The organism is Frigoribacterium sp. CFBP 13712, assembly GCF_014842255.1.
Lineage (GTDB): Bacteria > Actinomycetota > Actinomycetes > Actinomycetales > Microbacteriaceae > Frigoribacterium.
On record NZ_JACYVH010000003.1, the window covers coordinates 113,887 to 138,089 of the forward strand.

Below are 24,203 nucleotides of genomic sequence, written 5' to 3' on the forward strand. Positions count from 1 at the left end.
TCCTTTAAGTTCCGTCCAGAGAGGCGGGGAAGGGGGTCCGATTGAGCACCCGTACCGTGCTGAGTCAGGCTGACATCGCGCGCGCTCTGACGCGCATCTCCCACGAGATCCTCGAGTCGAACCGGGGCGCCTCCGGCCTCGTCGTCCTCGGCATCCCGACCCGCGGCGTCGTCCTCGCCGAACGCATCGCCGAGTCGCTGGCGACGATCTCGGGCGAGCCGATCCCGGTCGGGTCGGTCGACGTGACCATGTACCGCGATGACCTCCGCAGCCAGCCGACCCGCGCCTCCCGGCCCACGTCGCTGCCCGTCGGCGGCATCGACGGCAAGACCGTCGTCCTGGTCGACGACGTCCTGTACTCAGGGCGGACGATCCGGGCGGCGCTCGACGCCCTGAGCTCGCTCGGCCGGCCGCGTGCGGTCCGCCTCGCCGTCCTCGTCGACCGGGGCCACCGCGAGCTGCCGATCCGGGCCGACTTCGTGGGCAAGAACCTGCCGACCTCGACCGCGGAGCGGATCTACGTCCGGCTCGCCGGCGTCGATGCGGACGAGCTGGTCGCCATCGAAGGAGGCGCGGCGACAGAGGGTGCCGTCGGCGCGGGTGCTCACGCATGAGGCACCTGCTCAGCACCTCCGACCTCGGACTCGACGATGCGCTGCGCATCCTCGACATCTCGGAGGACATGGCCGACGTCAGCACCCGCGAGGTCCGCAAGCTGCCAACGCTGCGCGGGACGACCGTCGTCAACCTCTTCTACGAAGACAGCACACGCACGCGCATCTCCTTCGAGGCCGCGGCGAAGCGACTCAGCGCCGACGTCATCAACTTCGCGGCGAAGGGCTCGAGCGTGTCGAAGGGCGAATCCCTGAAGGACACGGCGCAGACGCTCGCCGCGATGGGCGCCGACGGCATCGTGATCCGGCACCCGTCCTCCGGGGCTCCCCGGGTGCTCGCCGACAGTGGCTGGGTGGACGCGGGCATCGTCAACGCCGGCGACGGCACGCACGAGCACCCGACCCAGGCGCTGCTCGACGCGTTCACCATGCGACGCCGGGTCCACGGCGCCGCGAGTCGGGGTCGCGACCTCGACGGTCTGCGGGTCGTCATCGTCGGCGACATCCTGCATTCGCGGGTGGCCCGGTCGAACGCCTGGCTGCTGCGGACGCTCGGCGCCCAGGTCACCGTGGTCGCGCCTCCCACGCTCCTGCCCGTCGACGTCAGCCGGTTCGGCGTCGACGTCCACTACGACCTCGACGAGGCCCTGTTCCAGGTGCGACCCGACGTGGTCATGATGCTGCGCATCCAGCAGGAGCGGATGAACGAGGCGTTCTTCCCGAACGCCCGCGAGTACGCCCGCGCCTGGGGGCTGAGCGCCGCACGGTTCCGTGCGCTGCCGCCGGAGACCGTCGTGATGCACCCCGGGCCGATGAACCGCGGTCTCGAGATCAGCGACGAGGCCGCCGACTCGCCGCGATCGACCGTCCGCGAGCAGGTCGCCAACGGCGTCGCCGTGCGCATGGCCGTGCTCTACCTCACACTCGCCGGCGACCGGGAGGACTCCCTGTGACCACCACCCAGATCATCCGCGCCGTCGAGACCGTCGACGGCGACCGCACCGACGTCCTCGTCCGAGACGGCGTGGTCGTCGAGCTCGGCACGCGTCTCAGCGCCGTCGGGGCCACCGTGGTCGACGCCGACGGGCTCCTCGTCCTGCCGGGTCTCGTCGACCTCCACACGCACCTCCGGGAGCCGGGCGGCGAGGGCAGCGAGACCGTTCTGACCGGCTCGCGTGCCGCCGCCGCGGGGGGCTTCACCGCGGTCAACGCGATGGCGAACTCGTCGCCGGTGGCCGACACCGCGGGGGTCGTCGAGCAGGTGCAGGCGCTCGGCGACCGGGCCGGGTACGTGACCGTCAGACCGATCGGCGCCGTGTCGCGGGGTCTCGAGGGGACGCACCTCTCCGAGATCGGCGCCATGGCCCGATCCCGCGCCGCCGTCCGGGTGTTCTCCGACGACGGCCACTGCGTGAGCGACCCCCTGCTGATGCGTCGCGCGCTCGAGTACGTCAAGGGCTTCGGGGGAGTCGTCGCGCAGCACGCCCAAGAACCACGACTGACCATCGGCGCCCAGATGAACGAGGGGGCGCTCTCGGCCGAGCTGGGTCTCGCCGGGTGGCCCGCTGTCGCGGAGGAGGCGATCATCGCGCGCGACGTGCTCCTCGCCGACCACGTCGGTGCCCGGCTGCACGTCTGCCACGTCTCGACGGCCGGCAGCGTCGAGGTGATCCGCTGGGCGAAGTCCCGGGGCATCGACGTCACGGCCGAGGTCACGCCGCACCACCTGCTGCTCACCGAAGACCTGGTGGCCGGGTACGACTCGCGGTACAAGGTCAACCCCCCGCTTCGCGGGAAGGACGACGTGCAGGCCCTCCGCTCGGCCCTCGCGGACGGCACCATCGACATCGTGGCCACGGATCACGCGCCGCACACCTCCGAGGCGAAGTGCTGCGAGTGGGACGCCGCGGCGAACGGCATGGTCGGCCTCGAGACGGCCCTGCCCGTCGTCCAGCACACGATGGTCGACACGGGGCTCATCGGCTGGGGCGACGTCGCGCGCATCATGTCGACGACCCCGGCCGTCATCGGTCGGGTCTCGGGGCAGGGGCGACCCCTCGCCGTCGGAGAGCCCGCCGAGCTGACCCTCTACGATCAGAGCGTGACGCGCACCTTCTCCGCCGAGCACCTCGCGGGCAAGAGCACCAACTCGCCGTTCATCGACCGCGTCCTGCCGGGCCGCGTCGAGGCCACCTTCCATCAGGGCTACGCCACCGTCGAAGGCGGCGCGGTGGTCGAGACCGAGACGATCGCGCGTGCCGCCGCGGCCGTGGCGGCGCACCGGGTGTCGGTCGAGGCCACAGCCGGGGCGGAGGCCCGATGACCTACTGGTGGATCGGCCTCGGAGTCCTCGTCCTCCTCGCGGCTCTGCTCTGGCAGATGGCGCGATCGTGGCGTGCCCGCGGCCGACGTCAATCCGACATCGCCCTCCCCGAGATCGCTCCCGACGGCCTCGGCACGCCGAGCATCGAGACCGACGGCTTCTACGTGGCCACGAGTCGAGCGGGCGATCCGCTCGACCGCATCGTCATCGGCGGGCTCGGCTTCCGCGGACGCGCAGGCGTCTCGGTCCATGTCGAGGGCGTCCGCCTCGAGATCGCGGGCGAACCGGCGAAGCTGATCCGCGCCTCCTCGATCCGCGACGTCGGCCGGGCCACATGGACGATCGACCGCGTCGTCGAAGAGGGCGGGCTCGTCCTCATCGCCTGGACCCTCGGCGAGACCGACGTCGACACCTACCTGCGCATCGTCGACGACCCCACCGCGGTCGTCGACGGCATCCGCGGAATCATCCCCACGGCCCCCCGGGCCGGAACCAGCACTGGAGAGAACCTGTGAGTGAAAAAGCCGTCCTCATCCTCGAAGACGGGTCGCGGTACGTCGGGCTCGCTTACGGCGCCGTCGGCCGCACCCTCGGCGAGGTGGTCTTCTCGACCGGCATGACCGGCTACCAGGAGACCCTGACCGACCCCTCGTACGCCGGGCAGATCGTCGTCATGACGGCCCCGCACATCGGCAACACCGGGGTTAACGACGAAGACCCCGAGTCGCGTCGCATCTGGGTGGCCGGCTACGTGGTCCGCGACGCCAGCCGCGTCGTGTCGAACCACCGGGCACAGGGCAGCCTCGACGACCAGCTCGTCGCCGACGGCGTCGTGGGCATCCGCGGCATCGACACCCGTGCCGTCACGCGGCGCCTCCGCGACGTCGGCTCGATGAAGGGCGGCGTCTTCAGCGGTGCCGACGCCGAGCTCGACCCGGCCGAGCAGCTCGCCCTCGTCGCTGCGGGCAGCGACATGCGCGGTCTCAACCTCTCGAGCCAGGTGTCCACGCTCGAGCCCTACGTCGTCCAGCCGGAGGGCGAGCGCATCGGCTCGGTCGCCGTCCTCGACCTGGGCGTCAAGACCTCGACCCTGCGCTACCTGGCCCAGCGCGGCTTCGAGGTGCACGTGCTGCCGCAGTCGACGACGCTCGACGAGCTGCGCGCACTCGCCCCCGACGCGCTCTTCTACTCGAACGGCCCGGGCGACCCGGCCGCGAGCGACACGCAGGTCGAGCTGCTGCAGGGCGCTCTCCGCGACGGTCTGCCCTACTTCGGCATCTGCTTCGGCAACCAGCTGTTCGGCCGGGCGCTCGGCTTCGGCACGTACAAGCTGCCGTTCGGCCACCGGGGCATCAACCAGCCCGTCCTCGACAAGACGACCAACCGCGTCGAGATCACCAGTCAGAACCACGGCTTCGCGGTCGACGCGCCCATCGACGGCGTGCTCGACTCGCCCGCGGGCTTCGGCCGCGTCGAGGTCAGCCACTACAGCCTCAACGACCAGGTCGTCGAGGGTCTGCGGGCCCTCGACATCCCCGCGTTCTCGGTCCAGTACCACCCCGAGGCGGCCGCCGGCCCGCACGACAGCAACCACCTCTTCGACCGCTTCCGCGAGGCGGTCGTCGCCCGCTCGCACGGCAAGTCCGTCGACTTCGGCTCCGACATCGAAAGCAGCATCTGATGCCCAAGCGCCCCGACATCAACTCCGTCCTCGTGATCGGCTCCGGGCCGATCGTCATCGGCCAGGCGGCCGAGTTCGACTACTCGGGAACGCAGGCCTGCCGCGTCCTCCGCGAAGAGGGGGTGCGCGTCATCCTGGTCAACCCGAACCCGGCCACGATCATGACCGACCCCGACTTCGCCGACGCCACGTACATCGAGCCGATCACCTCCGAGGTGCTCGAGGCGATCATCGTGAAGGAGCGCCCCGACGCGATCCTCCCGACCCTCGGCGGGCAGACCGCCCTGAACGCGGCCATCAAGCTCGACGAGGAGGGCATCCTCGCCAAGCACGGCGTCGAGCTGATCGGCGCGAAGGTTGAGGCGATCCAGAAGGGGGAGGATCGCCAGCTCTTCAAGGACCTCGTGCTCGAGTCGGGCGCCGACGTGGCCAAGTCGTACATCGCTCGCACCGTCGACCAGGCGGTCGAGTACGCCGAAGACCTCGGCTACCCTCTCGTGATCCGCCCCTCGTACACGATGGGCGGCCTCGGCTCCGGCTTCGCCTACACGCGCGACGAGCTCGTCCGCATGGTGACCGACGGTCTGCACCAGAGCCCCACCACCGAGGTCCTGCTCGAAGAGAGCATCCTCGGCTGGAAGGAGTACGAGCTCGAGATGATGCGCGACACGGCCGACAACACGGTCGTCGTCTGCTCCATCGAGAACGTCGACCCGGTCGGAGTCCACACCGGCGACTCGATCACCGTCGCACCGGCCCTCACCCTGACCGACCGCGAGTACCAGAACCTCCGCGACATCAGCATCGACATCATCCGTCGGGTGGGCGTCGACACCGGCGGCTGCAACATCCAGTTCGCCATCGACCCGTCGAACGGCCGCGTCATCGTCATCGAGATGAACCCCCGCGTCTCGCGCTCCAGCGCGCTGGCGTCGAAGGCCACCGGGTTCCCGATCGCCAAGATCGCCGCGAAGCTGGCCCTCGGGTACCGGCTCGACGAGATCCCGAACGACATCACCAAGGTGACCCCCGCCTCCTTCGAGCCCACGCTCGACTACGTCGTCGTCAAGGTGCCGCGGTTCGCGTTCGAGAAGTTCCCCGCGGCCGACACGACGCTCAGCACGACCATGAAGAGCGTCGGCGAGGCGATGGCCCTCGGCCGCAACTTCACGCAGGCGCTGCAGAAGGCGCTGCGCTCGCTCGAGAAGCGCGGATCGAGCTTCCACTGGCAGGGCGCCCCCGGAGACAAGGAGGCGCTGCTCGCGTTGGCCGCGACGCCGACCGACGGTCGCATCGTCACCGTGCAGCAGGCCCTCCGCGCCGGTGCGACGGCGGACGAGGTCTTCGAGTCCACGAAGATCGACCCCTGGTTCATCGACCAGATCGTGCTGATCAACGAGGTCGCCGAGACGGTGGCCGCGACCGAGTCCCTCGACGCCGAGATGATCGCCTTCGCGAAGGACCACGGCTTCAGCGACGCCCAGCTGGGGCAGCTGCGCGGTCTGCCCGAGCAGCAGGTCCGTGACGAGCGGCACGCCCTCGGCGTCCGGCCCGTGTTCAAGACCGTCGACACCTGCGCGGGGGAGTTCCCGGCCCTCACGCCGTACCACTACTCGAGCTACGACTTCGAGACGGAGGTGGTCGCGAGCGACCGCCGCAAGGTGATCATCCTCGGCTCGGGTCCGAACCGGATCGGGCAGGGCGTCGAGTTCGACTACTCGTGCGTGCACGCCAGCTTCGCGCTGAGCGACGCGGGCTTCGAGACGATCATGATCAACTGCAACCCCGAGACCGTGTCCACCGACTACGACACGAGCGACCGCCTGTACTTCGAACCGCTCACCCTGGAGGACGTCCTCGAGGTGGTCCACGCCGAGAGCGCCAGCGGCGAGCTCGTCGGCGTCGTCGTCCAGCTCGGCGGTCAGACCGCGCTCGGTCTCGCCAAGGGCCTCGAGGCCGCCGGCGTCCCGATCCTGGGGACGAGCCCCGACGCCATCGACTCCGCCGAGGAGCGCGGGCTCTTCCAGGGCATCCTCGACGCCGCCGGGCTGCACGCCCCGAAGAACGGCACGGCCACCGACTACGAGACCGCCGTCGCGGTCGCGGAGGAGATCGGCTACCCCGTCCTCGTCCGCCCGTCGTACGTCCTCGGCGGTCGCGGCATGGAGATCGTCTACGACAGCCCCTCGCTGGCCGACTACTTCGTCCGGGTCGAAGACCAGGCCATCATCGGCCCCGATGCGCCGCTGCTGGTCGATCGGTTCCTGGACGACGCGGTCGAGATCGACGTCGACGCCCTCTACGACGGCACCGAGCTCTACGTCGGCGGCATCATGGAGCACATCGAGGAGGCCGGCATCCACTCGGGCGACTCGAGTTGCACGCTCCCTCCCGTGACGCTCGGCAAGGGCGAGATCGACCGGGTCCGTGCCGCCACCCTCGAGATCGCGCGCGGCATCGGCGTCTCCGGTCTGCTGAACGTCCAGTTCGCCATCGCCGCCGGCGTGCTCTACGTCATCGAGGCGAACCCCCGTGCGAGCCGCACGGTGCCCTTCGTCTCGAAGGCGCTCGGGATCCCGCTGGCCAAGGCCGCGTCGCTGGTCATGGTCGGACGCAGCATCCGCGAGCTCGTCGAGGTCGGGCTGCTGCCGGCGAGAGACGGCTCGGACGTCCCGCTTGACTCGCCCATCTCCGTCAAGGAGGCCGTGCTGCCCTTCAAGCGCTTCCGCACGAAGGACGGCCAGATCGTCGACAGCGTGCTGAGTCCCGAGATGCGTTCGACGGGCGAGGTCATGGGGATCGACCGCGACTTCCCGCGGGCCTTCGCCAAGAGCCAGACCGCGGCCTACGGCGGCCTGCCCACCTCGGGCACCGTCTTCGTGAGCGTCGCCGATCGCGACAAGCGGGCGATCGTCCTGCCGGTGCTGCGCCTCCAGCAGCTCGGTTTCACGATCCTCGCCACCGAGGGCACCGCGACCGTGCTGGTGCGCAACGGCATCGAGGCGGACACCGTCGCGAAGTTCAGCGCGGGCGGCCACTCGGTCGTCGATCTGATCAACGCCGACGAGGTCGACATCGTGATCAACACGCCGAGCGGTTCGAGCGCCCGTGCCGACGGCTACGAGATCCGTGCGGCGACCGTCGCCGCCGACAAGGCGCTCTTCACGACCATCGCCCAGCTCGGTGCCGCGGTCGCGTCGATCGAGGCCGTCCAGACCGAGCTCGAGGTCACGAGCCTGCAAGACTACGGACTCGCGCGGGCGGCCCGACTGTGACGGCCGGGGCCTCGGCTCCGGCCTTCGGCGAGCGGCTCGGCGAGGTCTTCGACCGTCTCGGCCCGCTCTGCGTCGGCATCGATCCGCACCCGTACCTGCTCGACGCCTGGCGTCTGCCGGGCGGGGCGGCCGGGGCGCGCGACTTCGGTCTGCGGGTGGTCGACGCGGCGCACCGAGGAGGCGCGGGGATCGTGAAACCGCAGGTCGCCTTCTACGAGCGGTGGGGTTCGGCCGGCTTCGCCGCCCTCGAAGAGGTCCTGCACGCCGCGCGTCAGGCGGGGCTGCTGGTCATCGGCGATGCCAAACGCGGCGACATCGGCAGCACCATGGACGCCTACGGGGACGCCTGGTTCGATCCGGAATCGAGCCTCCGGGTCGACGCGCTGACGGTGTCTCCGTACCTCGGTCTCGGCTCCATGACCGGTCTGGTCGCACGAGCCCGTCGCGCGGGTGCGGGCGTGTTCGTGCTCGGCGCCACCTCCAATCCGGAGGCGCGGGTCACGCAGACGGCGCGGCGCACCGACGACGACGGCACGGTCTCGACCGTCGCGGGCGGTATCGTCGACGACGTGCTGCACGACAACCAGATCGCCGGAGAACCCCGGTTCGGCTCCGTGGGGCTGGTGCTCGGCGCGACGGTCGACCTCGTAGCCGCCGGCGTCGACCCCGACCGCTTGACCGCCACGCCCGTCCTCGCGCCCGGGTTCGGGCACCAGGGCGCGCTCTACCGCGACATCCCCGCCCTCTTCGGCGCTGCGGGCCGTTCGGTCGTCGTCTCGACCTCCCGGGCGCTGCTCGAGCACGGTCCGTCCGACCTCGCCGACGCGATCCGTCGCGACTCCGACGAGATCCGCCGATGCCTCGTCTGACGCCGCCGCCCGTCGACCGCGCGGCCGCGGCCCGCGCCGCCGTCGCCGCCCGTCGGGGCCGGGCCGCCGTGAAGTCCGCGATCGCCGAGAGACGACGTCAGGCGCTCGACGTCGCCGAGACGGCGTGGGCCGGTGAGGCCACGGCACCCGAGGCCACCCTCCGCGTCCGCGAGCTGCTCACGAGCATCCCGGGGATCGGCCCGACCCGGGCGGCGCGCATCATGACCGATCTGGGCATCGCCGAGTCCAAGCGGGTCGGCGGTCTCGGAGTCCGGCAGCGACGCACGCTCGGAGACTGGCTGGCACATCGCGAGGCGCGCGGGCGGCTCCGATCGCGTCTGGTCGTCCTGGCCGGTCCGACGGCCGTCGGCAAGGGCACGGTATCGGCTCACATCCGCGACAACTACCCCGACGTCCACCTGTCGATCTCGGCGACGACGCGGGCTCCGAGACCGGGGGAGGTCGACGGCGTGCACTACTACTTCGTCGACGACGCCGAGTTCGACCGGATGATCCGCGAGCGGGAGCTCCTCGAGTACGCGACCGTCCACAACTCGTACCGGTACGGCACGCCGCGCCCTCCGATCGACGCGGCGCTCCGCGACGGCCGCAGCGTGCTGCTCGAGATCGATCTGCAGGGGGCGCGTCTCGTCCGTGCGGCGATGCCCGAGGCCGTGCTCGTGTTCCTGCTCCCCCCCACCTGGGACGAACTGGTCCGTCGACTCATCGGCCGCGGCACGGAGGACGCCGCCGAGCAGCAGCGACGACTCGAGACCGCGAAGGTCGAGCTGGCCGCCCAAGACGAGTTCGACGTCAAGGTCGTCAACCACGACGTGGCCGAAGCGGCCCGAGAGGTCGTAGAATTGATGACTGCGTCCGACGACGCGCGACAGCGCGACTGATCGACGCCACGACTTCCCCCTCAGCCTGCCCGGTCGGCACGCCGAGACAACGCACCACGAACGAGGAGTAACCATGGCCGACAAGAACAAGGGCATCATCGATCCGCCCATCGACGAGCTGCTCTCGAAGGTCGAGTCGAAGTACGCGCTCGTCATCTTCGCGTCCAAGCGAGCCCGTCAGATCAACGACTACTACGCCGACCTCCACGAGGGCAGCCTGTTCGACAACGTCGGCCCGCTCGTCGACAGCACCATCGACGACAAGCCGCTCTCGGTCGCCATGCACGAGATCAACGAAGACCGGCTCGAGGTCAAGCCGCTCGCCGTCACAGCCGACTAGGCATCCGCCGCCCACAGGCGGCACGTCACGGGACGACCAGCTGTCAGGGGTCGGTCCTAGACTCTGACGAGGCCCCCGGGAGACCATCCCGCGGGGCCTCGTCACGTCCCACGGCACGATGCATCCGTCGAGCCGACCATGAGCCACGAGGGGTCCCCTTGACCACGACCGACACCACCAGCACGAGCCGTACGACTCCGACGGGCCTCCGTCTCTTCACCTCCGAGTCCGTGACCGAGGGCCACCCCGACAAGATCTGCGACCAGATCTCCGACGGCATCCTCGACGCTCTGCTGGCCGTCGACCCCGCCAGCCGGGTCGCCGTCGAGACCATGGTCACGACGGGTCTCGTGCACGTCGCCGGCGAGGTCACCACCAAGGGCTACGTCGACATCCCGACGATCGTCCGCGATCTCATCGTCGGCATCGGCTACGACTCGTCGGCGGTCAGCTTCGACGGCCGCACCTGCGGCGTCGAGGTCTCGATCGGCTCGCAGTCGCCCGACATCGCGCAGGGCGTCGACTCGGCGCTCGAGGCGCGGGGCGGCGACGACGACGTCCTCAACCGCCAGGGTGCGGGCGATCAGGGCATCATGTTCGGCTACGCCACGAACGAGACGCCCCAGTACATGCCGCTGCCCGTCTGGCTCGCCCACCGTCTCGCCGAGCGACTCGCCTCGGTCCGCAAGACGGGCGAGCTCGACTACCTCCGACCCGACGGCAAGACCCAGGTCACGGTCGGCTACGACGGCGTCGTGCCCGTCACGGTCGACACCGTCGTGCTCTCGACGCAGCACTCGCCGAGCGTCTCGAGTGCTCAGCTCGAGAGCGATGTGATCGAGCACGTCATCCGTCCCGTGCTCGCCGAGGCGGGGCTCGACTCGAGCGGCACGCGATTCATCATCAACCCCACCGGGCGCTTCGAGATCGGCGGGCCCCAGGGCGATGCAGGGCTCACCGGCCGCAAGATCATCGTCGACACCTACGGCGGCGCGAGCAGGCACGGCGGCGGGGCGTTCTCGGGCAAGGACCCGTCGAAGGTCGACCGGTCCGCCGCCTACGCCATGCGGTGGGTCGCGAAGAACGCCGTCGCAGCAGGTCTCGCCGACCGCCTCGAACTGCAGATCGCCTACGCCATCGGACGCGCGGCCCCGGTCGGTCTCTACGTCGAGACGTTCGGCACGGGTCACGTCTCCGACCAGGTGATCATCGACGCCATCGGCGAGGTCTTCGACCTCCGCCCGGCGGCCATCATCCGCGACCTCGACCTGCTGCGCCCGATCTACGCGGCGACGTCGACCTACGGCCACTTCGGCCGCGACCTGCCCGACTTCACGTGGGAGGCCCTCGACCGCGTCGACGCGCTGCGGGCCGCCGCCGGGCTCTGATCATCGGTGACCCCGCCACGCCGTCCGAGAACCCCGTGAGCGCGACGTCCGCCGGGACCCCCGGTCGGCCCGTCGCCCGTGTGCTCGTCGACTCGCCGCTGCCGCAGCTGGATCGTCTCTTCGACTACCGCGTCCCCGCGCGTCTGGTCGGACAGGTCGTCCCGGGCATCCGGGTCAAAGTACCGCTGCGATCCGCCGGCCGTATCGCCGACGGATTCGTGGTCGACGTCGTCGACGGATCCGACCATGCGGGCGAGCTCAGCGAAGTCGACGACATCGTGTCCGAGGTGCCCGTGCTGGCCCCCGAGGTCTGGCGGCTCGCCCGGGCGGTGGCCGACCGCGCCGGCGGCTCCGCGAGCGATGTCCTGCGCCTCGCCGTGCCTCCTCGGCAGGTGCGGGTCGAGAAGGCCTGGGCCGCCGCGCGCCTCGCGGCGGAGGGTGCCGACGAGCCGGTCACGGCGCCCGAGCCCGTCGTCGCCCAGGCCGTCACCGCGTACCGGGCCGACTCGCTCCACGATCTCGTCCCCGCGAGGGGCCGGGCCGCCGTCGACGCCGTCCCCCTGCTGGTCGAACTGGCCGACGACGGCGCGTGGGTCGGCCACTGGGCCGTCACCGCCGCTCAGCTGGCCACGGTGGCGCTGGCGGCGGGCGACAACGCGATCATCGCCGTCCCCGACTACCGAGACGAAGATCACGTCCTGCGGGCCCTCGCCGCGGTCGTCCCGTCCGAGGCGATCGTCCGTCTCGACTCCCGGCAGTCGAACGCCGACCGGTACCGGGCGCTCCTCCATGCCCGCGGCGACGACCCCGTCGTCATCGTCGGCAACCGCTCGGTCCTCCTCGCGCCGTCGGCTCGTCTCGGCGTCATCGTCGTCTTCGACGACGGCGACCCTCTCTTCTCCGAGCCGCTCAGCCCCTACGTGCACGCCCGCGACACCGCGCTCGTCCGCCAGGCGCAGCAGGACACGGCCCTGGTCTTCCTGGGCCACGCCCGGAGCACCGACGTCCAGCGCCTGGTCGAGCTGGGCTTCCTCGCCGAGGTCCGCCCCGATCCGCGGTACCAGCCCAAGGTGATCCCGACGTCTCAGCAGTCCGCGCACGACGGCTTCGCCGCGCGGGCACGGATCCCCTCCACGGCCTGGACGGAGGCCCGAGCCGCCGTCGAGCACGGACCGGTCCTCGTCCAGGTGGCTCACCCGGGTTACTCTCCACGGCTCGCCTGCACCGAATGCGGCGACACCGCGCGCTGCCTGCGCTGCAACGGTCCGGTCGTCCAGCGTGAGCAGGGCGCCCAGCCCGCCTGCTCCTGGTGCGGAGCACTCGCGGTCGGCTGGCACTGCAAGACCTGCGAGGGCACGGCGATGAAGGCCGTCGGCACCGGTGCGTCCCGCACCGCCGACGAGCTCGGCAAGGCCTTCCCGGGGGTCCGCGTCATCGTGGCCGACGGCACGCGACCGATCACCCACGTCGACGACGCCCCCGCGCTGGTCGTCGCCACGCGCGGTGCCGAGCCCGTCGCCCCCGGCGGCTACCGGGCGGTCCTCCTCCTGGACGGGGAGCGCATGCTGGCGAGAGAGAGTCTCCGAGTCGCCGAAGACTGTCTCCGCTGGTGGGCCAATGCGACGGCTCTCGCGTCTCGACGCGCACCCGTCGTGCTCGTCGGGGTCGGGGGAGCCCTGGCCTCCGCGCTGGCCACCTGGGAGCTCGCCCGCTTCGCCTCCTCCGAGCTCGCCGACCGTCGGCAGCTGCGCTTCCCGCCGGCCGTCCGCGTCGCGACGGTAACGGGCACCGTCGACACCGTCGCCCGAGCCCTCGGCGAGCTCCCCGACGAGGTGCGGGCCGAGACACTCGGCCCCGTCGACGTGCCCGAGGCCGGGGTGCGGGCCATCGTCCGCTTCGACGTGCGGCGCGGCGGCGAGGTGGCGCAGATCCTCAGGTCGCAGGTGATCCGGGCGGCCACCGAGCGTCGCAAGGCCATCGGTCAGAAGCGCGGTCGTGCCGTCCCTACACTCAGAGTGCGGTTCGACGACGTCGAGCCGTTCACCGATTGAGTTCAGGAACCCCCGTGCGTCTCGTCTTCGCCGGCAGCCCCGCCGCCGCCCTCCCGTCCCTCCGCGCCCTCGCCGAGAGCGAGCATGAGATCGTGGCGGTGCTGACCCGCAGCGACACCCCTCAGGGCCGCAAGCGCGTGCTGACGCAGACGCCGGTCGCCGTCGAGGCCGAGCGTCTCGGTCTGCCCGTGGTCAAGGCGCGTCGGATCACCGACGACGTGACCGAGCACCTCCGGGCACTCGACGCCGACCTCGGCGTCATCGTCGCCTTCGGGGCGCTGCTGCGCGAGCCCGTGCTCTCGCTGCCTCGACTCGGCTGGGTCAATCTCCACTTCTCGCTCCTCCCGCGGTGGCGCGGGGCGGCACCCGTCCAACGCGCCCTCATGGCCGGCGACGAGGTCACGGGGGCCGTCGTGTTCCAGCTCGTCCCCGAGCTCGACGCCGGCGACGTCTACGGCGTCGTCGAGCAGCGTCTCGGCGGCGCCGAGACCGCGGGCGGCCTGCTCGACGACCTCTCGGTCTCCGGTGCGGAGCTGCTCGAGCGCACGGTCGCCGACCTCGCCTCGGGCACGGCCGTGGGCGTCGCGCAGAACGGCACGGTGACGCTGGCCCCCAAACTGACCCTCGACGACGGGGCGCTCGATCTCGGGCGGCCCGCCAGCGAGGTCCTCGACCGGTGGCGGGGGGTCACGCCCGAGCCAGGGGCGCACGTCCCCTTCGAGGGCGCCCGCCTCAAGATCCTCGAGCTGCGCGCCGTCGAGTCGCCCGATCTCGCCGTCGACCCGGCACCCGGCGCCCTCTCGCTGTCCGGACGCCGCCTCCTCGTCGGCACGGCCACCGCGCCCCTCGAGCTGGTGCGGGTCCAGCCCGCCGGCAAGAAGGCCATGGCGGCGACCGACTGGTTCCGCGGGCTGTCCGGCGATGACGCCCCGCGCCTCCTCGTGACCGCGAGCGACTCGGCACCCGACCCGGGCGGACCCGGCCGCCCCTCCGACCCCCTCGACGAAGGAGACCGCTCATGAGCCGTGTCCAGCCCGCCCGTCGGGTCGCCCTCGACGTCCTCCGCGCCGTCTCCGACGACGACGCCTACTCGAACCTGCTTCTCCCGTCGCGCATTGCCCGTGCCCGTCTCGACGCCGCCGACGCGGGTCTCGCGACCGAGCTCACCTACGGCACGCTGCGCCTCCAGGGGTACTACGACCTCGTCATCGCGATCGCCGCCCGACGGCCCGTGTCGAAGATCGACCCGGCTCTCCTCGACGTCCTGCGGCTGGGCGTCCATCAGCTGCTCTCGACGAGGGTCGCCACGCACGCCGCGGTCGACGAGTCGGTCGAGCTCGCCCGCGAGGTCGGCAGTCGATCGGGCACCGGCTTCGTGAACGGGGTCCTCCGCACCGTCTCCCGCACCGACCCCGGGGTCTGGCGCGAACGCGTCCTCGAGGGCGCCCGGGGTGCCGACGAGGCGCTGGCCGCCGAGTGGTCGCACCCGGCGTGGGTCGTGCGGGCCTTCCGTCAGGCGCTCACCGCCGAGGGGCGGGGCGACGAGCTCGTCGAGCTGCTCGAGGCCGACAACAGGGCCCCGCGGGTGAGTCTCGTGGCGTTGCCGGGGCTGGCCGAGGTCTCCGAACTGGGAGGCGCGGGTGGCGTCCTCTCGCCCGTCGCGGCGACCAGCGGCGGCGGAGATCCGGCGAGCCACCCCGCCGTCCGCGACGGACGCGCCCGGGTTCAAGACGAGGGATCGCAGATGGCGGCTCTGCTGCTGAGCCGCCACCGCCCGATCGCGGACGGCGAGCGGTGGCTCGACATGTGCGCCGGGCCGGGCGGCAAGGCGGCGCTGCTCGGTGCGGAGGCGGCCGGAGGCGGCGCGCGGCTCCTGGCCAACGAGCTCGTCCCGGCGCGGGCGGGACTCGTCCGTCAGGCGCTCGAGCCCGTCCCCGGCGGCGTGCAGGTGGTCGAGGGCGACGCGACGCGCTTCGGCGCGGAGCAGCCCGAGTCGTTCGACCGCATCCTTCTCGACGCGCCCTGCACGGGGCTCGGCGCCCTCCGCCGCCGTCCCGAGGCCCGCTGGCGCAAGCAGCCCCGCGACGTCGGCGAGCTGACCGCCCTGCAGGCCCGCCTGTTCGCCGCCGCGATCGACGCCCTGGCACCCGGGGGAGTCCTCGCCTACGTGACGTGCTCACCTCACGTCGCCGAGACACGGGCCATCGTGGAGACCGGCGTGCGGGGTCGCGACGACGTCACCGTGGTCGACGCGACCGCCTCCGCGGAGACGATCGTGGGCGCCCCCGTCGACCTCGGCTCGGCGCCGTACGTCCAGCTCTGGCCGCATCGACACGGGACGGACGCGATGTTCGTCGCACTCGTCGAGAAGCGGCGCCAGCCCTCGGCCTCCTGACGCGGCGCCGATCGTCGCCGTCGCGACGCGGCGCCGGACGGGTGGCCCCGCTAGGCTCGTCGGGTGTCCGTCCGCATCAGCCCCAGCATCCTCTCGGCCGACTTCGCCAACCTCGAGCGCGACCTCCATCGCATCGGCGACGCCGATCTCGTCCACGTCGACGTCATGGACGGCCACTTCGTGCCGAACCTGACGCTCGGGCTCCCGGTGGTCGAGCGCCTCCAGCAGGTCAGTCCGCTGCCTCTCGACGTGCATCTGATGGTCGACGACGCCGACCGCTGGGCTCCTCGGTACGCCGAGCTCGGTGCGTTCTCCGTGACGTTCTCGGCCGAGGCCGCCGCCGATCCCGTCGCCACGGCGCGCGCGATCCGCAGCACGGGGGCTCGCGCCTCCGTCGCCGTGAAGCCCGGCACCGACATCGCGCCGTACCTCGAGACGCTCGACGAGTTCGACATGATCCTCGTCATGACGGTCGAGCCCGGTTTCGGCGGCCAGTCGTTCATGACCGAGACCATGCCCAAGCTGGCCCGCGCGCGTGAGGCGGTCGACCGGTCCGGGCTCGACGTCTGGCTCGAGGTCGACGGCGGCATCGACGTCACGACGATCGTCACGGCGGTCGCGAACGGGGCCGATACGGTCGTCGCCGGCTCGGCCGTCTACGGCGGCGAGCCGTCGGAGCGCATCGCGGCTCTCCGTGCCGCTGCCGCGACGGTAGCCTTGACCTCGTGAAGACCTTCGACGAACTGTTCGCAGAGCTCAGCGACAAGGTCCGCGACCGCCCCCAGGGGTCGGGAACGGTGGCTGAGTTCGATGCGGGCGTGCACCAGATCGGCAAGAAGATCGTGGAAGAGGCCGCCGAGGTGTGGATGGCCGCCGAGTACGAGGGCGACACGGCGACCGCCGAAGAGATCTCGCAGCTGCTGTACCACCTGCAGGTGCTGATGCTCGCCAAGGGGCTGACCCCCGCCGACGTGTACCGACATCTCTGATCCGTCTCCGCAGCCCCGCGAGACCGTCGTCCACCGGCGGTCCGACGTCATCCGGCCCCGACGGGCCGACCAGAGAGAACAGAGTCATCACATGCTCCGCGTAGCAGTGCCCAACAAGGGCTCCCTCAGCGAGACCGCGACAGCCATGCTCGGCGAGGCCGGGTACTCGGGTCGCCGCGACACCCGCACGCTCCACGTCGAGGACCCTCGTAACGGCGTCGAGTTCTTCTACCTCCGTCCGCGCGACATCGCGACCTACGTCGGCTCGGGTGCGCTCGACGTCGGCATCACGGGCCGCGACCTCCTCCTCGATTCGCACTCGCCCGCGCACGAGGTCGCCCCTCTCGACTTCGGCGGCTCGACCTTCCGCTTCGCCGGTCCTCCCGGGCGCTTCACCGACCTGCGTGAGCTGCAGGGCACCCGGGTCGCCACGAGCTACGCGGGTCTCGTCGGCTCGTTCCTGGCCTCGCACGGGGTGACCGCGAACCTCGTCGGTCTCGACGGTGCGGTCGAGAGCGCCGTCCGCCTCGGTGTCGCCGACGCCGTGGCCGACGTCGTGTCGACCGGCGGTACCCTCCGGGCGGCGGGCCTCGAGATCTTCGGCCCCGTCATCCTCGAGTCGACGGCCGTGCTCATCGCCTCCGACGAGAGCGTCGACGGGCTGGCCGTGCTGCACCGCCGTCTGCAGGGCGTGCTCGTGGCGAGGCAGTACGTGATGATGGATTACGACATCCCGGTCTCCAAGCTCGACGCCGCGACGGCGATCGCGCCGGGCATGGAGTCCCCGACGGTCGCGCCCCTCCATGACGCCGAGTGGGCGGCCGTACGGGTGATGGTGAAGCGGACCGACACGAACCAGGTGATGGACGCCCTCTACGACCTCGGCGCCCGAGCCATCCTCGTCAGCCCGATCCACGCCGCGAGGCTCTGAGATGACCGCCGCCGACCCGACGCTGGCCGTCCGGGTCATCCCGTGCCTCGACGTGGCGGCCGGTCGCGTCGTCAAGGGCGTCAACTTCCTCGACCTCCGAGACGCGGGCGACCCCGTCGAGCTCGCGCGCACCTACTACGAGCAGGGTGCCGACGAGATCACCTTCCTCGACGTCACCGCGACGGTCGACGAGCGCGCGACCATGTACGACGTGGTCCGCGCCACGGCCGAGCAGGTCTTCATCCCGCTCACGGTCGGGGGCGGGGTCCGCTCGACCGACGACGTCTCGCGTCTGCAGGCCGCGGGTGCCGACAAGATCGGCATCAACAGCGCGGCGATCGGCCGACCGTCCCTCGTCGGCGAGATCGCCGACCGCTTCGGCGCCCAGGCCGTGGTGCTCTCGCTCGACGTGAAGCGCTCCCCGCGAACCCCGTCCGGCTTCGTGGTGACGACCCACGGCGGCCGCACCGAGACCGATCTCGACGCGCTGGTCTGGGCACGAGAGGCGGTCGAGCGCGGTGCCGGCGAGCTCCTCGTCAACTCGATCGACGCCGACGGCACCCGTGAGGGCTTCGACCTCGAGCTGGTCGCATCGATGCGCGCCGTCAGCCGTGTCCCCGTCGTCGCTTCAGGAGGCGCGGGTGCGGTCGAGCACTTCGCCCCCGCCATCCAGGCGGGCGCCGACGCGGTGCTCGCCGCCTCCGTCTTCCACACCGGTCAGCTGACCGTCGACGACGTCAAGCGCGAGCTGGCGGCGTCCGGCATCCTGGTCCGTCGATCGCAGGAGCACTCATGACCGCCCCCCTCACCCGCGAGTCCGCCGCGCCCATCGTCGCTCGTGCGCGCTTCGACTCGGCCGGGCTGCTGCCCGCCATCATCCAGGAGGAGTCCTCCCGAGACGTCCTCATGATGGGCTGGATGGACGCCGAGGCGTTGATCCGCACGCTGACCGAGGGCCGGGTCACCTTCTGGTCGCGGTCCCGTCAGGAGTACTGGCGGAAGGGCGACACCTCGGGTCACGCGCAGTTCGTCCGCTCGGCGGCGCTCGACTGCGACGACGACGTCCTGCTCGTCACCGTCGAGCAGATCGGGGCTGCCTGTCACACCGGCGCGCACTCCTGCTTCGAGGTCGGCCCGTTGTCGCCGGTCACGGCCACGTCGATCGACGGAGATCCTCGTGTCTGACCGGGGCACCACCTCCCGGGCCGACTTCGACGCGGCCCTGTCCGGCCACCGCGTCGTCCCGGTCGTCCGCGACCTCTTCGGCGACGGCGAGACGCCGGTGGGCGTCTACCGGAAGCTCGCGGCGGGGCGACCCGGCACGTTCCTGCTGGAGTCCGCCGAGCAGGGCGGCATCTGGTCGCGCTGGTCGTTCGTCGGTGTGTCCTCCTTCGGAGTGCTCACCACCCGCGGAGACGACGTCGAATGGATCGACTACGGCATGAGCCGCGAGCGTGCGCTGGGCGATGCGACCGGGCGACCCCTCGAGGTGCTCTCCGCGCTCTTCGAACGCTGGCAGACGCCGCGCCTCCGCGAGCTGCCGCCCCTGACCGGTGGGCTCGTCGGCTTCATCGGCTGGGAGGCCGTCCGCGAGCTCGAGTCGCTGCCCGACGCGCCGCCCGCCGAGTTCGAGGTCCCGTCCCAGGCCCTCAGCTTCGTGAGCGAGCTGGTGGCGCTCGATCACCGCACCGGCGCCGTCATGCTGATCGCCACGGTGCTGAACGACGAGACCGACACCTCCGACGCCCTGTGGGCCGACGCGCAGTCGCGCCTCGACGGTCTGCAGAGTCGTCTGGCCGAGCCCAGCGAGGCGTTCCTCTCCGACGTCGATCTCACGATCGCCCCCGACCCGGTCCGACGCACGAGCGACGCCGAGTACGGGGCGGCCATCGAGCGGTCGAAGCAGTACATCCGCGACGGCGACGTCTTCCAGGTGGTCGTGTCGCAGCGGTTCGACCACGAGCTCACGGCCGATCCGCTCGACGTGTACCGCGTCCTCCGCACTCTCAACCCGAGCCCGTACATGTACCTCGTGAGCCTCGACGACGTCGACGGTCGGCCCTACTCGATCGTCGGATCGTCGCCCGAGGCCCTGGTCAAGGTCGACGGACGGCGCGCCTACACGCACCCCATCGCCGGTTCGAAGCCGCGTGGCGGCAACCCCGAGGAGGATCAGCTGCTCGCCGACCAGCTGGCCTCCGACCAGAAGGAGCGAGCCGAGCACCTGATGCTCGTCGATCTCGCCCGCAACGACCTGCTCAAGGTCTGCACCCCGGGTTCCGTCGAGGTGACCGAGTTCATGCAGGTCGAGCGCTTCAGCCACATCATGCACCTCGTGTCGAGCGTCGAGGGGGATCTCGCTCCGGGGCGCAACGCCATCGACGCCTTCCGGGCCACGTTCCCCGCAGGCACCCTGTCGGGCGCGCCCAAGCCCCGCGCCCTCGAGATCATCGACGAGCTCGAACCGGCGCAGCGGGGGGTCTACGGCGGGGTCGTGGGCTACTTCGACTTCGCCGGTTCGGCCGACGTCGCGATCGCCATCCGCACCGTGCTCCTGCAGGGCGGCACGGCGCGGGTCCAGGCCGGCGCCGGTCTCGTCGCCGACAGCGATCCCGTCGCGGAGAACGAGGAGGCGCGCAACAAGGCCGCGGCCCCCTTGCGTGCCGTGGCCGTGGCCAACGCCATGACGAGGCTCGTCTGATGAGCGCCCGCCGCATCAAGCTCACCACCATCCTGCTCGGGATCCTTCTGGCTGCCGTGGTGCTCCTCGCCTGGACGCAGCCGTGGTTCGAGCTCGCGATCAGCCTGCCCCAGGGCGGCTCCGACCGCGTGACGGCCAGCGGAGACGTCGCCGGCGGCGCCCTGTCGGCGCTCTCGCTCGCGAGCCTCGCCCTGTTCGCCGCGCTGACCATCGCGGGTCGCGTCTTCCGCATCGTGCTCGGCGTGCTGCAGACCCTGCTCGGCGTCTGCGTCGCCCTCGGGGCCGGAACATCCCTGGCCGACCCGATCGGCGCCTCCGGAACCCCCATCACCACGGCGACCGGCGTCGAGGGGGCCGAGTCGCTCGTGTCGCTCGTCGACTCCGTCTCGGCCACGCCCTGGCCGTGGGTGGCGCTGGTGACCGGCATCGTCTCGGCGCTGCTCGGCGTCGCCGTCGTCGTCCTCTCGGGGATGTGGCCCCAGGCCACCCGGAAGTACTCGGCGACCCGGCTCGTGGCCGCCGATCCCGCGACCGACCCGGCCGCCGCCTGGGACACCCTCTCGAGCGGGGACGACCCCACCGAGAGTCCCGACGAGACGGCCCGCAGCCGGTAGACTCGTCGCGTCCCATCTTGATCCAAGGAGCACCGTGAGCATTCAGACGAAGCCCGACGACCGCCACGAGGCCGCCGAAGACCTCGGTCACGGCAACTCGCCCGCCGCGTGGACGGCTGTGATCATCATGCTGGTCGCTTTCTCCATCGGCACCGTCGCCTTCTTCCTCGCCATCCCGTGGATCGTCTGGGCCTCCGCCGGGCTCGTGATCGTCGGGCTCGTCGTCGGGCTCGTGCTCAAGCGCGTCGGGTACGGCGTCGGCGGTCACCGCTATGTCCCGAAGGCGCACAACTAAGTGCTGGAAGACCTCTACGCCGGCTCCCTGGCCGATGCCGAGGCCCGGCGTGAGCTGGTGCCGTTCGCGTCGGTCGAGGCGGCCGCCCTCGAACGTCCTGCGGCACTCGACGCCCTGGCCGCGCTCCGACCCGACGAACGCGTCAAGATCATCGCCGAGGTGAAGCGGGCCAGCCCGTCCCGCGGCGATCTGTCCGACATCGCCGATCCCGCCTCCCTCGCCGTCTCGTACGCGACGGGTGGGGCCAGCGCGATCAGCGTCCTCACCGAGGGTCGCCGATTCAAGGGCACCCTCGCCGATCTCGAGGCCGTCCGACAGGTCGTCGACGTCCCCGTGCTCCGCAAGGACTTCATCGCCGACCCGTACCAGGTCTTCGAGGCGCGTGCCGCAGGCGCCGATCTGGTCCTCCTCATCGTCGCCGGCCTCTCGCAGCCCAGACTCGTCGAGCTGCACGAGCTCGTGCGGTCGCTCGGTATGACCGCGCTGATCGAGACCCACTCGGCCGACGAGGTCCGACGCGGTCTCGACGCCGGCGCCGAGCTGCTCGGCGTGAACGCCCGCGACCTCTCGACGTTCGAACTCGACCGCGATCTGTTCGGTCGACTCGCCGACGGCATCCCGTCCGGTGTCGTCCGCGTCGCCGAATCCGCCGTCGCGTCACCCGACGACGTCGCCCACTACCGTCGCGCCGGCGCCGATGTCGTGCTCGTGGGCGAGGCCCTCGTCACGCACGGCGACCCGGTCGACGCACTCACCCGCTTCCTGGAGGTCTGATGGCACTGCGCGACGAGACGGGGCCCTACTTCGGCTCCTTCGGGGGGCGCTTCGTCCCCGAATCCCTGGTGGCCGCACTCGACGAACTCGACTCGGCCTACAAGGCCGCGGCGGTCGATCCCGAGTTCCAGGCGGAGCTCCGTGCCCTGCACGCGACGTACACGGGTCGACCCTCGATCATCACCGAGGTCCCGCGCTTCGCCGAGCACGCCGGCGGGGCGCGCGTCATCCTGAAGCGCGAAGACCTGAACCACACGGGTTCGCACAAGATCAACAACGTGCTCGGACAGGCGCTGCTCGCCCGCAAGCTGGGCAAGACCCGGCTGATCGCCGAGACGGGCGCCGGGCAGCACGGTGTGGCGACCGCCACCGCGGCCGCCCTGTTCGGCATGTCCTGCGTCGTGTACATGGGCCAGGTCGACACCGAACGTCAGGCCCTCAACGTGGCCCGCATGCGCCTCCTCGGGGCCGAGGTCGTCTCGGTCACGACCGGGTCGCGCACGCTGAAGGACGCCATCAACGACGCGATGCGCGACTGGGTCGCCAGCGTCGACACCACGCACTACGTCCTCGGCACGGTCGCCGGTCCGCACCCCTTCCCGGCGATGGTGCGCGACTTCCACAAGATCATCGGCGAAGAGGCTCGCGAGCAGGTCCTGGCGCTCACCGGGTCGCTCCCGGACGCCGTCACGGCGTGCGTCGGCGGCGGGTCGAACGCCATGGGCATCTTCCACGCGTTCCTCGACGACCCCTCGGTCGAGCTCTGGGGCTACGAGGCCGGGGGAGACGGCGTGGAGACCGGTCGTCACGCTGCGTCGATCACCCTGGGTCGGATCGGCAACCTGCAGGGCACCAAGTCGTACCTCATGCAAGACGAAGACGGGCAGACGCTCGAGAGCCACTCGATCTCGGCCGGCCTCGACTACCCGAGCGTCGGGCCCGAGCACGCCTGGCTCGCCGAGAGCGGACGGGCCCACTACGAGCCCGTGACCGACGCCGAGGCGATGGCCGCGTTCAAGCTCCTCACTCAGACCGAGGGCATCCTGCCCGCGATCGAGACGGCGCACGCCCTCGCCGGCACGATCAAGCTCGGTCAGCGTCACCCCGACTGGACGATCCTGGTCTCGATGAGCGGGCGAGGCGACAAAGACGTGGCGACTGCCAGCCGCTACTTCGGCGTCCTCGACGAGCAGGCGCAGCAGCTGTGAGCGGCGCCGACGCCCCCACGGGCAGCAAGGTGGCGGCGGCCATCCGAGCTCGTCGCGAAGCCGGGTCCGGCGCCGTGATCGGATACCTCCCCGTGGGGTTCCCCGATCTGGCGACGAGCATCGAGGCCGCCGTGACGCTCGCCGAGAACGGCATCGACGTCATCGAGCTGGGCATGCCGTACTCCGATCCCGTCATGGACGGACCGGTCATCCAGGCCGCCACGCAGAAGGCACTCGCCGAGGGCTTCCGAGTCCGCGACGTCTTCACGGCCGTCCGCGAGATCACCTCCCGTGTCGACACCCCGGTCGTCGTCATGACGTACTGGAACCCGGTCGAGCAGTACGGCGTCCAGCGCTTCGCCGACGACCTCGCCGCTGCGGGCGGTGCCGGTCTCATCACCCCCGACCTCATCCCCGACGAGGGCTCCGCGTGGATCGCCGCCGCCGAGGCCGCCGACCTCGATCGGGTCTTCCTCGCCGCGCCGTCCTCCAGCGAGGCTCGACTCCGCCAGTCGGTGGAGGCCAGCCGCGGATTCGTCTACACCGTGTCGACGATGGGCATCACCGGCACCCGCACCGACGTCGATTCCGCGGCGCACACCCTCGTCGACCGCCTTCGTGAGGCAGGTGTCGAGTACGCGTGCGTCGGTCTGGGCATCTCGACCGCCACCCAGGTGCGTGAGGTCCTCGCCTACGCCGACGGGGCGATCATCGGCTCGGCCTTCGTGCGCGCCCTCGCCGAAGGCGGCCTCGACTCCCTGGCCGAGGTCGCAGCCGATCTGTCGTCGGGCGCCACCGTCTCACGCTGACTCCTGCTCGCGCTAGAGTCTTCCCGCGTCGGCCCGCCGACACC

Annotated in this window: 24 protein-coding genes; all 24 read left to right on the forward strand. The window is 71.3% G+C overall.

The genetic code is table 11. From position 1 onward, the window contains the following. Nucleotides 1-41: 41 nt before the first annotated feature. The 24 genes from pyrR (at nucleotide 42) to trpA (ending at nucleotide 24,159) form a co-directional block, all read left to right on the forward strand. Complete coding sequence (pyrR, locus tag IFT51_RS06725; protein ID WP_192060313.1) at nucleotides 42-614, forward strand: bifunctional pyr operon transcriptional regulator/uracil phosphoribosyltransferase PyrR; 573 nt, start codon at nucleotides 42-44, stop codon at nucleotides 612-614. Continuing rightward, the gene (locus IFT51_RS06730; protein ID WP_192060314.1) at nucleotides 611-1,567 is read left to right on the forward strand and encodes an aspartate carbamoyltransferase catalytic subunit; all 957 of its coding nucleotides are present in this window, start codon (nucleotides 611-613) and stop codon (nucleotides 1,565-1,567) included. Before pyrR ends, IFT51_RS06730 begins: the two co-directional genes overlap by 4 nt. After that, nucleotides 1,564-2,937 (forward strand): dihydroorotase, encoded by a 1,374-nt coding sequence (locus tag IFT51_RS06735; protein ID WP_192060315.1) that lies wholly within the window; start codon nucleotides 1,564-1,566, stop codon nucleotides 2,935-2,937. The genes IFT51_RS06730 and IFT51_RS06735 overlap by 4 nt, the downstream gene beginning before the upstream one ends. Next, nucleotides 2,934-3,452: a hypothetical protein gene (locus IFT51_RS06740; protein WP_192060316.1), complete on the forward strand. Its 519-nt coding sequence runs from the start codon at nucleotides 2,934-2,936 to the stop codon at nucleotides 3,450-3,452. Before IFT51_RS06735 ends, IFT51_RS06740 begins: the two co-directional genes overlap by 4 nt. Next, nucleotides 3,449-4,618 carry a glutamine-hydrolyzing carbamoyl-phosphate synthase small subunit gene (gene carA / locus IFT51_RS06745; protein WP_192060317.1) on the forward strand — a complete coding sequence of 390 codons (1,170 nt, stop codon included), beginning with the start codon at nucleotides 3,449-3,451 and terminating at the stop codon, nucleotides 4,616-4,618. The genes IFT51_RS06740 and carA overlap by 4 nt, the downstream gene beginning before the upstream one ends. Next, nucleotides 4,618-7,893, forward strand: coding sequence for a carbamoyl-phosphate synthase large subunit (gene carB / locus IFT51_RS06750; RefSeq protein WP_192060318.1), 3,276 nt, complete (start codon nucleotides 4,618-4,620; stop codon nucleotides 7,891-7,893). The genes carA and carB overlap by 1 nt, the downstream gene beginning before the upstream one ends. Beyond that, complete coding sequence (pyrF, locus tag IFT51_RS06755) at nucleotides 7,890-8,762, forward strand: orotidine-5'-phosphate decarboxylase (RefSeq protein ID WP_192060319.1); 873 nt, start codon at nucleotides 7,890-7,892, stop codon at nucleotides 8,760-8,762. Before carB ends, pyrF begins: the two co-directional genes overlap by 4 nt. After that, nucleotides 8,750-9,664 (forward strand): guanylate kinase, encoded by a 915-nt coding sequence (gmk, locus tag IFT51_RS06760; protein WP_192060320.1) that lies wholly within the window; start codon nucleotides 8,750-8,752, stop codon nucleotides 9,662-9,664. Before pyrF ends, gmk begins: the two co-directional genes overlap by 13 nt. 73 nt (nucleotides 9,665-9,737) lie before the next feature. Beyond that, nucleotides 9,738-10,004 (forward strand): DNA-directed RNA polymerase subunit omega, encoded by a 267-nt coding sequence (rpoZ, locus tag IFT51_RS06765; RefSeq protein WP_192060321.1) that lies wholly within the window; start codon nucleotides 9,738-9,740, stop codon nucleotides 10,002-10,004. A gap of 158 nt (nucleotides 10,005-10,162) precedes the next feature. Beyond that, the gene (metK, locus tag IFT51_RS06770) at nucleotides 10,163-11,392 is read left to right on the forward strand and encodes a methionine adenosyltransferase (protein WP_192060322.1); all 1,230 of its coding nucleotides are present in this window, start codon (nucleotides 10,163-10,165) and stop codon (nucleotides 11,390-11,392) included. Nucleotides 11,393-11,427: 35 nt separating this feature from the next. Continuing rightward, nucleotides 11,428-13,443, forward strand: a complete 2,016-nt coding sequence (locus IFT51_RS06775; RefSeq protein WP_371740723.1) for a primosomal protein N' — start codon at nucleotides 11,428-11,430, stop codon at nucleotides 13,441-13,443. A 14-nt stretch (nucleotides 13,444-13,457) separates the two neighbouring features. Beyond that, nucleotides 13,458-14,465 (forward strand): methionyl-tRNA formyltransferase, encoded by a 1,008-nt coding sequence (gene fmt, locus IFT51_RS06780; protein ID WP_192060323.1) that lies wholly within the window; start codon nucleotides 13,458-13,460, stop codon nucleotides 14,463-14,465. Then, on the forward strand, nucleotides 14,462-15,838 hold the full coding sequence (locus IFT51_RS06785; protein ID WP_192060324.1) for an RsmB/NOP family class I SAM-dependent RNA methyltransferase: 1,377 nt from the start codon (nucleotides 14,462-14,464) through the stop codon (nucleotides 15,836-15,838). The genes fmt and IFT51_RS06785 overlap by 4 nt, the downstream gene beginning before the upstream one ends. Nucleotides 15,839-15,901: 63 nt before the next feature. Continuing rightward, a complete protein-coding gene (gene rpe, locus IFT51_RS06790) occupies nucleotides 15,902-16,567 on the forward strand; it encodes a ribulose-phosphate 3-epimerase (protein ID WP_192060325.1) in 666 nt (221 codons plus the stop codon). Further along, entirely contained in the window at nucleotides 16,564-16,827 is a 264-nt protein-coding gene (locus IFT51_RS06795; RefSeq protein ID WP_192060326.1) for a phosphoribosyl-ATP diphosphatase, read from the forward strand. The genes rpe and IFT51_RS06795 overlap by 4 nt, the downstream gene beginning before the upstream one ends. 91 nt (nucleotides 16,828-16,918) lie before the next feature. Continuing rightward, nucleotides 16,919-17,758, forward strand: a complete 840-nt coding sequence (hisG, locus tag IFT51_RS06800; RefSeq protein WP_192060327.1) for an ATP phosphoribosyltransferase — start codon at nucleotides 16,919-16,921, stop codon at nucleotides 17,756-17,758. A gap of 1 nt (nucleotide 17,759) precedes the next feature. Continuing rightward, nucleotides 17,760-18,554, forward strand: coding sequence for an imidazole glycerol phosphate synthase subunit HisF (gene hisF / locus IFT51_RS06805; protein ID WP_192060328.1), 795 nt, complete (start codon nucleotides 17,760-17,762; stop codon nucleotides 18,552-18,554). Beyond that, on the forward strand, nucleotides 18,551-18,943 hold the full coding sequence (hisI, locus tag IFT51_RS06810) for a phosphoribosyl-AMP cyclohydrolase (RefSeq protein WP_192060329.1): 393 nt from the start codon (nucleotides 18,551-18,553) through the stop codon (nucleotides 18,941-18,943). The genes hisF and hisI overlap by 4 nt, the downstream gene beginning before the upstream one ends. Next, nucleotides 18,930-20,459, forward strand: a complete 1,530-nt coding sequence (locus tag IFT51_RS06815) for an anthranilate synthase component I (protein ID WP_192060586.1) — start codon at nucleotides 18,930-18,932, stop codon at nucleotides 20,457-20,459. The genes hisI and IFT51_RS06815 overlap by 14 nt, the downstream gene beginning before the upstream one ends. Next, the gene (locus IFT51_RS06820; protein ID WP_192060330.1) at nucleotides 20,459-21,073 is read left to right on the forward strand and encodes a Trp biosynthesis-associated membrane protein; all 615 of its coding nucleotides are present in this window, start codon (nucleotides 20,459-20,461) and stop codon (nucleotides 21,071-21,073) included. The genes IFT51_RS06815 and IFT51_RS06820 overlap by 1 nt, the downstream gene beginning before the upstream one ends. Nucleotides 21,074-21,113: 40 nt before the next feature. Next, entirely contained in the window at nucleotides 21,114-21,368 is a 255-nt protein-coding gene (locus tag IFT51_RS06825) for a DUF6704 family protein (protein ID WP_192060587.1), read from the forward strand. Continuing rightward, the gene (trpC, locus tag IFT51_RS06830; RefSeq protein ID WP_192060331.1) at nucleotides 21,369-22,142 is read left to right on the forward strand and encodes an indole-3-glycerol phosphate synthase TrpC; all 774 of its coding nucleotides are present in this window, start codon (nucleotides 21,369-21,371) and stop codon (nucleotides 22,140-22,142) included. After that, the gene (trpB, locus tag IFT51_RS15075) at nucleotides 22,142-23,350 is read left to right on the forward strand and encodes a tryptophan synthase subunit beta (protein WP_243213402.1); all 1,209 of its coding nucleotides are present in this window, start codon (nucleotides 22,142-22,144) and stop codon (nucleotides 23,348-23,350) included. Before trpC ends, trpB begins: the two co-directional genes overlap by 1 nt. After that, complete coding sequence (gene trpA, locus IFT51_RS15080; protein ID WP_371740724.1) at nucleotides 23,347-24,159, forward strand: tryptophan synthase subunit alpha; 813 nt, start codon at nucleotides 23,347-23,349, stop codon at nucleotides 24,157-24,159. The genes trpB and trpA overlap by 4 nt, the downstream gene beginning before the upstream one ends. Nucleotides 24,160-24,203 lie beyond the last annotated feature (44 nt).